This is a genomic window from Streptosporangium nondiastaticum (genome assembly GCF_003011965.1).
Lineage (GTDB): Bacteria > Actinomycetota > Actinomycetes > Streptomycetales > Streptomycetaceae > Streptomyces > Streptomyces nondiastaticus.
Window position 1 is genome coordinate 18,700 of record NZ_PXWG01000085.1, and the last position, 8,822, is coordinate 27,521.

The 8,822-nt window shown below is 73.6% G+C and carries 8 protein-coding genes; 3 read left to right on the forward strand and 5 right to left on the reverse strand.

The window, feature by feature from the left end; all coding sequences use genetic code 11:
• Positions 1 to 197: 197 nt before the first annotated feature.
• Positions 198 to 1,169: an agmatinase gene (gene speB / locus B7P34_RS24415; RefSeq protein WP_106679822.1), complete on the reverse strand. Its 972-nt coding sequence runs from the start codon at positions 1,167 to 1,169 to the stop codon at positions 198 to 200.
• Positions 1,170 to 1,349: 180 nt separating this feature from the next.
• Here speB and B7P34_RS24420 point away from each other — a divergent pair, with 180 nt between their 5' ends.
• The gene (locus tag B7P34_RS24420; RefSeq protein ID WP_106679841.1) at positions 1,350 to 2,138 is read left to right on the forward strand and encodes a phosphatase; all 789 of its coding nucleotides are present in this window, start codon (positions 1,350 to 1,352) and stop codon (positions 2,136 to 2,138) included.
• Between the two features lie 46 nt (positions 2,139 to 2,184).
• Here B7P34_RS24420 and B7P34_RS24425 read toward each other — a convergent pair whose 3' ends face one another.
• The 4 genes from B7P34_RS24425 to B7P34_RS24440 form a co-directional block, all read right to left on the reverse strand.
• Entirely contained in the window at positions 2,185 to 2,430 is a 246-nt protein-coding gene (locus B7P34_RS24425; protein ID WP_106679824.1) for a hypothetical protein, read from the reverse strand.
• 42 nt (positions 2,431 to 2,472) lie between these two features.
• The gene (tesB, locus tag B7P34_RS24430) at positions 2,473 to 3,405 is read right to left on the reverse strand and encodes an acyl-CoA thioesterase II (RefSeq protein ID WP_106679826.1); all 933 of its coding nucleotides are present in this window, start codon (positions 3,403 to 3,405) and stop codon (positions 2,473 to 2,475) included.
• Positions 3,406 to 3,427: 22 nt separating this feature from the next.
• On the reverse strand, positions 3,428 to 4,588 hold the full coding sequence (locus tag B7P34_RS24435; RefSeq protein ID WP_106679828.1) for an acyl-CoA dehydrogenase family protein: 1,161 nt from the start codon (positions 4,586 to 4,588) through the stop codon (positions 3,428 to 3,430).
• 158 nt (positions 4,589 to 4,746) lie between these two features.
• Positions 4,747 to 5,385 (reverse strand): SACE_7040 family transcriptional regulator, encoded by a 639-nt coding sequence (locus tag B7P34_RS24440; protein ID WP_106679831.1) that lies wholly within the window; start codon positions 5,383 to 5,385, stop codon positions 4,747 to 4,749.
• A gap of 119 nt (positions 5,386 to 5,504) precedes the next feature.
• Between B7P34_RS24440 and B7P34_RS24445 the strand changes: the two genes are divergently transcribed.
• Positions 5,505 to 7,136: a carboxyl transferase domain-containing protein gene (locus tag B7P34_RS24445; RefSeq protein ID WP_106679833.1), complete on the forward strand. Its 1,632-nt coding sequence runs from the start codon at positions 5,505 to 5,507 to the stop codon at positions 7,134 to 7,136.
• An 8-nt stretch (positions 7,137 to 7,144) separates the two neighbouring features.
• Positions 7,145 to 8,822 (forward strand): acetyl-CoA carboxylase biotin carboxylase subunit (locus B7P34_RS24450; RefSeq protein ID WP_106679835.1); only part of this gene is annotated, 1,678 nt, incomplete at its 3' end.

The following is an 8,822-nucleotide window of genomic DNA, read 5'->3' on the forward strand; positions in this document are numbered from 1 at the left end:
GCTCGTGATCACCCCAGCCAACCGTCCGGGCACGGCCCGTCACCGGATCCTTACGCGGCCTTGTCGGGCGGCGGGGCCGGGCTGACGCACCTTTGACGCGGCCGTACGCGGGGCCCGTACCCGGCCGGCCCCCGGAACGCGGAAGCGCCGGGCGGGCCGGTCTCCCGGCCCGCCCGGCGCTCCGGGAAGGGGTGGCGTCAGCCGCGCGAGGCGGCGATCTGCCGCGACATGATCGTCGTCAGCTCGTACGCCGCGTGGGACGCGGCCACCGACGTGATCTCGGCGTGGTCGTAGGCCGGGGCGACCTCGACCAGGTCCGCGGAGACCAGGTTGCAGGACGACAGGCCGCGGATGATCTCCAGCAGCTCGCGGGAGGTCAGGCCGCCGGCCTCCGGGGTGCCGGTGCCGGGGGCGTGGGCCGGGTCCAGGACGTCGATGTCGATGGAGATGTACAGCGGGCGGTCGCCGACGCGCTGGCGCAGCTGGTCGGCGATCTCGTCGACGCCGCGGCGCATGACGTCGGCCGAGGTGACGATGCCGAAGCCCATCTTCTCGTCGTCCGTCAGGTCCTTCTTGCCGTACAGCGGGCCGCGCGTGCCGACGTGGGACAGCGCCTCGGTGTCGAGGATGCCCTCCTCGACGGCCCGGCGGAACGGCGTGCCGTGGGTGTACTCGGCGCCGAAGTACGTGTCCCAGGTGTCGAGGTGCGCGTCGAAGTGCAGCAGGGCGACGGGGCCGTGCTTCTTGGCGACCGAGCGCAGCAGGGGCAGGGCGATGGTGTGGTCGCCGCCCAGGGTCATCATGCGGGCGCCGGTGCCGAGGAGGTCGTCCGCGGCGCCCTCGATCGTCTCGACGGCCTCGTCGATGTTGAACGGGTTCGCGGCGATGTCGCCGGCGTCGGCGACCTGCGCGAGGGCGAAGGGCGAGGCGTCCTGCGCCGGGTTGTACGGGCGCAGCAGGCGGGAGGCCTCGCGGATGGCGTTGCCGCCGAAGCGGGCGCCCGGCCGGTAGGAGACGCCGGTGTCGAAGGGCACGCCGACGACGGCCACGTCCGCCGTGCCGACCTCGTCCAGGCGCGGCAGGCGCGCGAAGGTCGCGGGGCCCGCGTAGCGCGGGATGCGGGAGGAGTCGACGGGGCCGCGCGGTTCACGGGGGGCGGGGGTGCTCATGCTGGGAGCCTCTCGAATCACGGACGCGTTACGGTCGAACCAACGTCGGGGCGGCTGCGGTGGACGTACCCGAGGGTAGGCAGGGCGGCGGAATCCGCACATGTACGTATCAGTGGATCCGGGCCCTCCATATGGACACCGCGTCCAGCACCGCAGTGATCGGGGGAGACAATGATCGGCATGCCGACACCGACCCGCAGCGAACTGATCGACCACCTCGTCCGTACGCGCATCGCCGGCGCCGTGGCGACCCCGCGCGAGAACAACCTCGACCACTACCGCAAGCTCGCGAACGGTGACCGCCGCTACTGGCTCGGCCTGGAGCTGGGCAACCGCTGGACGGACGAGCAGGACGTCCTCGCCGTCATGGCGGAGCGCTGCGGCGTCAGCGACGACCTCAACCACCGGGCCGGCCAGGACCACATCGACCCCGAGCTGACCGCCGACGCCCTGGACCGCATGGCGAACGTGCTGCGCAAGGCGGCGGAGAGCCGGCAGCGGGTGCTCTTCGCGACCGGCCACCCGGGCGCCCTGCTGGACGTGCACCGCGCGACCGCCGCGGCGATGCGCGCCGCGGGCTGCGAGGTCGTCCGGATCCCGGGCGGGCTGGGCGCGGACGAGGGCTGCGTGGTGCAGTTCGCGGACGTGGCGGTGTACGAGGGCGGGGCGACGCTCTGGCACACGCACTCCCCCAACCCGATGGCCGCCATCCTCGACGGCCTGCTGCGGGAGGGCCGCCCGCTGCCGGACCTGGTCGTCGCCGACCACGGCTGGGCGGGCTGCGCGGCGCAGCGCGGCATCGACGCGGTGGGCTACGCGGACTCCAACGACCCGGCGCTGTTCCTCGCGGAGGCGGAGGGCACGCTGCAGGTGGCGGTCCCGATGGACGACCACGTGGTGGATCCGCGCTACTACGAGCCGATGACGGCGTACCTGCTGGCCGCGGCGGGGCTCTCCACGGAGGCCTGAGCGGGCCCCGCGGCGCCGTTGCGGCGTGGGCCCGCCCAGGGGGGCGCTAGCCCTCCGCGGGGGCGGGTCCGCCGTTCCATCCCCGCACGCAGAGCCACGCACCGCCCCAGAGCAGGGCGGCCTCCGTCCCGCGGAAGACGACGAAGCCCACCAGCTCGGGCACGCCCGTCGCTTCGACGATCGGGCTGTGCCAGAGGACGGCCACGAGGATGCCGAGGACGACACTCACGGCGCCTCCGGCCATCAGCAGGATCCTCGGCGCCGTTCCCATCCGTGCGGCCGCGCGTGCCATCCGGGCCCCTTCCTTCACACCGGTTAGGTCAACTCACCGATGTTACCGGCCGGTCGAGCGCGGCCGCGGGACTCGGATCACGCCCTCCTGGATCACCGACACCGCCAACTGGCCGCCTTCGGTGAAGATGCGGCCCCTGGCCAGGCCGCGGCCGCTCTGGGACGTCGGGCTCTCCTGGTCGTAGAGCAGCCATTCGTCCGCGCGGAACGGGCGGTGGAACCACATCGCGTGGTCCAGGCTCGCGCCGACGACGTCGCCGACGGCCCAGCCGCCGCGGCCGTGGGCCAGGAGGACGGAGTCGAGGAGCGTCATGTCGGAGACGTACGTGGCGAGGCAGATGTGGAGCAGCGGATCGTCCGCCAGTTTGCCGTTGGTGCGGAACCAAACCTGCGACTTCGGCTCGCGCGGCTCCCCCACGCTGCCGAACGGCGGCTCGTCCGCGTACCGCAGGTCGACCGCGGAGCGGGCGTCCAGGATGCGGTCCACGACGTCCGGCCCGCCGAGGAGCGGGGCGTAGCGGCGGAGCGTCTCCACGGCTGTGGGGAGGGTCTCCGGGGCGGGCGCGGCCGGCATGTCCTCCTGGTGCTCCAGGCCCTCCTCGTGCCGCTGGAAGGACGCGGAGAGGTGGAAGATCGGCTGCCCGTGCTGGACGGCCACCACGCGGCGCGTGGTGAAGGAGCCGCCGTCGCGGATGCGGTCGACGGTGTAGACGATGGGCACGGCGGGGTCGCCGGGCCGCAGGAAGTAGGAGTGCAGGGAGTGCGGCGGCCGGTCGGCGGGGACGGTGCGGCCGGCGGCGACGAGGGCCTGCGCGGCGACCTGGCCGCCGAAGACGCGCGGCACGAGGACGGCGCGGCCGGTGCGGCCCCGGAAGATGTCCTCCTCGATGGGTTCGAGGTCGAGGAGGGCGAGGAGCTCGTCCAGCGGCGCGTGCGGGCCGGCCGCCGGTGTGGACGGGGTGACGGACTGGTTCATTGGGGTTCCGGTCTTGCCGGCCTTACAGGCCCATGGACTTGGCGATGATGGTGCGCATGACCTCGCTGGTGCCGCCGTAGATGCGGCTGACGCGGGTGTCCGCGTAGAGGCGGGCGATGGGGTACTCCATCATGTACCCGTAACCGCCGTGGAGCTGGAGGCACTTGTCGATGACGACGGCGGCCCGCTCGGTGGTGAAGAGCTTGGCGGAGGCGGCGTCGGCGGCGGACAGCCCGCCCGTCTCGTGGGCGTCCAGGGCGCGGTCCACGACCGCTTCCATGGCGTCGACGTCGGCCTTGCAGTCGGCGAGCACGAACTTGGTGTTCTGGAAGGACGCGACGGACGTGCCGAAGACCGTGCGGTCCTGCACGTAGTCCTTGGCGAACGCGACGGCCGCGGAGGCCTGGGCGTAGGCGGCGACGGCGATGCCGAGCCGCTCCTGCGGCAGGTTCTGCCCCAGGTAGCCGAAGGCCTTGCCCTCCTCTCCGAGGAGGTCCCCGACGGGCACCTTGACGTCGGTGAAGGACAGTTCGGCGGTGTCGGAGGTCTTCAGGCCGAGCTTCTCCAGCTTGCGGCCGACCGCGTACCCCTCGGAGGTGGTGTCGACGGCGAGGATGGAGATGCCGGCGCGCCGGTCCTCGGGGGTGGGCGGGGCGGTGCGGGCGCAGACGAGGACCCGGTCGGCCTGGACGCCGCCGGTGATGAAGGTCTTGGCGCCGTTGAGGACGTAGTGCGTGCCGTCCTCGGACAGCTTCGCCGTGGTCTTCATGCCGGCGAGGTCGGAGCCGGTGCCGGGCTCGGTCATGGCGATGGCGGTCATCATGTCGCCGGAGACGAAGGGCGGCAGCCAGCGCCGCTTCTGCTCCTCGGTGGCGTACTTGAGGAGGTAGGGCAGGCACAGCGCGGTGTGCACGCTGCTGCCGCCGAAGCTGACGCCCGCGCGGGCGCACTCCTCGGTGATGACGGCGTGGAACTTGAAGCCGCCGCCTTCGCCCGCGCCGCCGTACTCCTCGGGGACCTCGATGCCGAAGACGCCGAGGTCGCCGAGCTTCTTGTAGAACTCGCGCGGGACGGCGCCGGCCTCCCGCCACTCGTCGTAGACGGGGACGACCTCGGTGGCGATGAAGTCGCGGATCGTTCCGCGGAAGGCTTCGTGGTCCTCGTTGTACACCGTGCGACGCATTGGCTGCCATTCCCCTCGTGCGGGCCCGGGGACCCCGGGCTCATGCCTGGCCAAGCGCTTGCTCAGGCGAAGCTACCGGGGAGTCACCAGGGCTGTCCAGAGCCGGCTGGGCCGTACGGGTGACGCCGCCCCGGCCGCGTCGGCGGCGGGCGTCCGGGCTACGCCTCCGGCCGCGGCCCGCCGTCCGACAGCGCCGCGAACGCCCCGTGGGCGAGCCTGCGCAGCAGGGCGGCGGTGGCCTCGCGGCCGGGGAGGGCGCCGGGCCGGCCGAGGTGCGGGGTGGAGTTGAGCAGGCCGAAGACGGCGTGGACGGCGGCGCGGACCTCCGCCTCGTACGGGTCGGGGTGGAGCCGGCGGACGACGTCGACCCACAGCTCCACGTACTGCCGCTGGAGCGAGCGCACCTGCTTGCGGTCGCTGTCGCGCAGCTGGCCCAGCTCGCGGTCGTGGAGGGTGATCAGCGCCCGGTCGTCCAGGGCGAAGTCGATGTGGCCGTCGATGAGGGAGCCGAGGACGGCGGCCGGGCCCCCGCCCGCCGAGGTGGCCTCGATGACGCGGCGGCGCCCGCCCGCGAAGAGCCGCTCACTGATCCCGACGAGGAGCTCGGCGAGCATCGCGTCCTTGCCGGCGAAGTGCCGGTAGAGGCCGGGGCCGCTGATCCCGACGGCGGCCCCTATCTCGTCGACGCCCACGCCGTGGAAGCCGCGCTCGGCGAAGAGCCGGGCCGCCTCGCTGAGGATCTGCTCGCGGCGGGTGGGGGCGGCCTGGGCCGGGGTGCGGGTTGGTGCGTCGTTCACGAAAGTGATTCTAGACAGCGGCGTTAGTGGTCGTTAACCTGAAGGAAAAGTGTTAACGCTCATTAACCGAGCGGGATCACGGGCCGAGCACGATGGGCCGAGCAAGGGAGCTCGAGTACATGCAGCAGGCACCGGCGCTGGGGAGCGCCGCAGATCCGGCGTCCGACGCCTGGCGGGTGAACGAGGCGGCGCACCGCGAGCTGTCCGCGGAGCTGCGGGAGCGGCTGGCCGCGGCCCGGCTGGGCGGCGGCGCGCGGGCCAGGGAGCGGCACACGGCCCGCGGCAAGCTCCTGCCGCGCGACCGGGTGGACGCCCTGCTGGACCCCGGCTCGCCGTTCCTGGAGCTCGCTCCGCTGGCCGCCGAGGGGATGTACGGCGGGGCCGCCCCGGCGGCGGGCGTGATCGCGGGCATCGGTCGGGTCTCCGGCCGCGAGACGGTGATCGTCGCCAACGACGCCACGGTCAAGGGCGGCACGTACTACCCGATGACGGTCAAGAAGCACCTGCGCGCCCAGGAGATCGCCCTGGAGAACAGGCTGCCGTGCCTGTATCTGGTGGACTCGGGCGGCGCCTTCCTGCCCATGCAGGACGAGGTCTTCCCCGACCGCGACCACTTCGGCCGGATCTTCTACAACCAGGCCCGGATGTCCGGCGCGGGCATCCCGCAGATCGCCGCGGTCCTCGGCTCCTGCACCGCCGGCGGCGCCTACGTCCCCGCCATGAGCGACGAGGCCGTGATCGTCCGCGGCCAGGGCACGATCTTCCTGGGCGGCCCGCCGCTGGTGAAGGCCGCGACGGGCGAGGTCGTCACCGCCGAGGAGCTCGGCGGCGGCGAGGTCCACTCGAAGGTGTCGGGCGTCACCGACCACCTCGCCGAGGACGACGCCCACGCCCTGCGCATCGTCCGCACGATCGTGTCCACCCTGCCCGCGCGGGGCGCGCTCCCCTGGAAGGCCGAGCCGGCCGAGGAGCCCGCCGTCGACCCCGCGGGGCTCTACGGCGCCGTGCCGGTGGACTCCCGCACCCCTTACGACGTGCGCGAGGTCATCGCCCGCGTCGTCGACGGCTCGCGGTTCGCCGAGTTCAAGGCGGAGTTCGGGCAGACGCTGGTGACCGGCTTCGCCCGGATCCACGGCCACCCCGTCGGCATCGTCGCCAACAACGGCATCCTCTTCTCCGAATCCGCCCAGAAGGGCGCGCACTTCATCGAGCTGTGCGACCAGCGCGGCATCCCCCTGGTCTTCCTGCAGAACATCTCCGGCTTCATGGTCGGCCGGCAGTACGAGGCGGGCGGCATCGCCAAGCACGGCGCGAAGATGGTCACGGCCGTGGCCTGCGCCCGCGTCCCCAAGCTCACCGTCGTCATCGGCGGCTCCTACGGCGCGGGCAACTACTCGATGTGCGGCCGCGCCTATTCGCCGCGCTTCCTGTGGATGTGGCCCAACGCCAAGATCTCCGTCATGGGCGGCGAGCAGGCCGCCTCCGTCCTCGCCACCGTCAAGCGCGATCAGCTGGAGGCCCGCGGCGAGAGCTGGAGCGCCGAGGAGGAGGACGCGTTCCGCGCGCCCGTCCGCGAGCAGTACGAGACCCAGGGCAGCGCCTACTACGCCACCGCGCGGCTGTGGGACGACGGCGTCATCGACCCCCTGGAGACCCGGCAGGTGCTGGGCCTGGCGCTGACGGCCTGCGCCAACGCCCCCCTGCCCGAGAAGGACCCCACCGCGCCCGGCTACGGCGTCTTCCGGATGTGAGGCGGAGCATGTTCGAGACTGTCCTTGTCGCCAACCGGGGCGAGATCGCCGTACGGGTCATCCGTACGCTGCGCGCGCTCGGCATCCGCTCGGTCGCCGTGTTCAGCGACGCCGATGCGGAGGCCCGCCACGTCCGCGAGGCCGACACCGCCGTGCGGATCGGCCCGGCCGCCGCCGCGGAGAGCTATCTGTCGATACCGCGCCTGCTGGAGGCCGCCGCACGCACCGGCGCCCGGGCCGTCCACCCCGGCTACGGCTTCCTCGCCGAGAACGCCGCCTTCGCCCGGGCCTGCACCGACGCCGGCCTCGCCTTCATTGGGCCGCCCGCCGGCGCGATCGAGCTGATGGGCGACAAGATCCGCGCCAAGGAGACCGTGCAGGCCGCGGGCGTGCCCGTCGTGCCCGGCTCCTCCGGCAGCGGCCTGACCGACGCGGAGCTCGCGGCCGCCGCCCTCGGCATCGGCATGCCCGTCCTGCTCAAGCCCTCCGCGGGCGGCGGCGGCAAGGGCATGCGCCTCGTCCGCGACGCCTCGCTGCTCGGCGAGGAGATCGCCGCCGCCCGGCGCGAGGCCCGCGGCTCCTTCGGCGACGACACCCTGCTCGTCGAGCGCTGGGTCGACCGGCCCCGCCACATCGAGATCCAGGTCCTGGCCGACGGCCACGGCCACGTGATCCACCTGGGCGAGCGCGAGTGCTCCCTGCAGCGCCGCCACCAGAAGATCATCGAGGAGGCGCCGTCGCCGTTCCTCGACGAGGCCACGCGCGCCGCCATGGGCGAGGCGGCCGTCCAGGCGGCCCGCTCCTGCGGCTACGCGGGCGCGGGCACGGTCGAGTTCATCGTGCCCGGCGACGACCCCTCCTCCTACTACTTCATGGAGATGAACACCCGCCTCCAGGTCGAGCACCCCGTCACCGAGCTGATCACCGGCCTGGATCTCGTCGAGTGGCAGCTCCGCGTCGCCGCCGGCGAGGAGCTGACCGTGCGCCAGGAGGACGTGACCCTAACCGGCCACGCCGTCGAGGCCCGCATCTGCGCCGAGACCGCGCGCGTGAGCGGTGACGGCGCCCGCGTCGACTTCCTGCCGTCCGCGGGCACCGTGCGGCTGCTGCGCGAGCCCGCGGGCGAGGGCGTCCGCGTCGACTCGGGCCTGTCGGAGGGCACGGACGTCGGCACGTCCTACGACCCCATGCTCGCCAAGGTCATCGCCCACGGCCCCGACCGGGCGACGGCCCTGCGCCGCCTGCGCACCGCCCTCGCGGACACGGCCGTCCTGGGCGTCGACACCAACGCGGGCTTCCTGCGGCGCCTGCTGGCCCACCCGGACGTGGTGGCGGGCCGGCTGGACACGGGCCTGGTCGACCGGGACGCGGCCTCGCTCGTACGGCCCTCCGTCCCGGACGAGGTGTACGCGGCGGGGGCACTGCTGAGCCAGGCGGCCCTGGAACCGCCGCGCGACGGCTGGGTCGACCCGTTCTCGGTCCCGCACGGCTGGCGCCTCGGCGGGCAGCCCGCCTGGACGGCGCACCACTTCCGGGCGCCGGGCGAGGATCCGGTGACGGTCCGCGTCCGGGGTGCCGTCTCCGGTGCGCAGGTCCTGCTGCCGTCTCCGCCCGCGGACGCCGCGGCCCCGGCGGGCGGCAGCGGCGAGCCGGGAGGCGCCGCCGGGGCGAGCGGCCCGGCATCGT

Bases quoted from the DNA above. Each gene is read 5' to 3' on its own strand.
- B7P34_RS24420 (WP_106679841.1), top strand. From the start codon at position 1,350: ATGCCGACACCGACCCGCAGCGAACTGATCGACCACCTCGTCCGTACG.
- tesB (WP_106679826.1), bottom strand. From the start codon at position 3,405: ATGAACCAGTCCGTCACCCCGTCCACACCGGCGGCCGGCCCGCACGCG.
- B7P34_RS24435 (WP_106679828.1), bottom strand. From the start codon at position 4,588: ATGCGTCGCACGGTGTACAACGAGGACCACGAAGCCTTCCGCGGAACG.
- B7P34_RS24445 (WP_106679833.1), top strand. From the start codon at position 5,505: ATGCAGCAGGCACCGGCGCTGGGGAGCGCCGCAGATCCGGCGTCCGAC.
- speB (WP_106679822.1), bottom strand. From the start codon at position 1,169: ATGAGCACCCCCGCCCCCCGTGAACCGCGCGGCCCCGTCGACTCCTCC.
- B7P34_RS24425 (WP_106679824.1), bottom strand. From the start codon at position 2,430: ATGGCACGCGCGGCCGCACGGATGGGAACGGCGCCGAGGATCCTGCTG.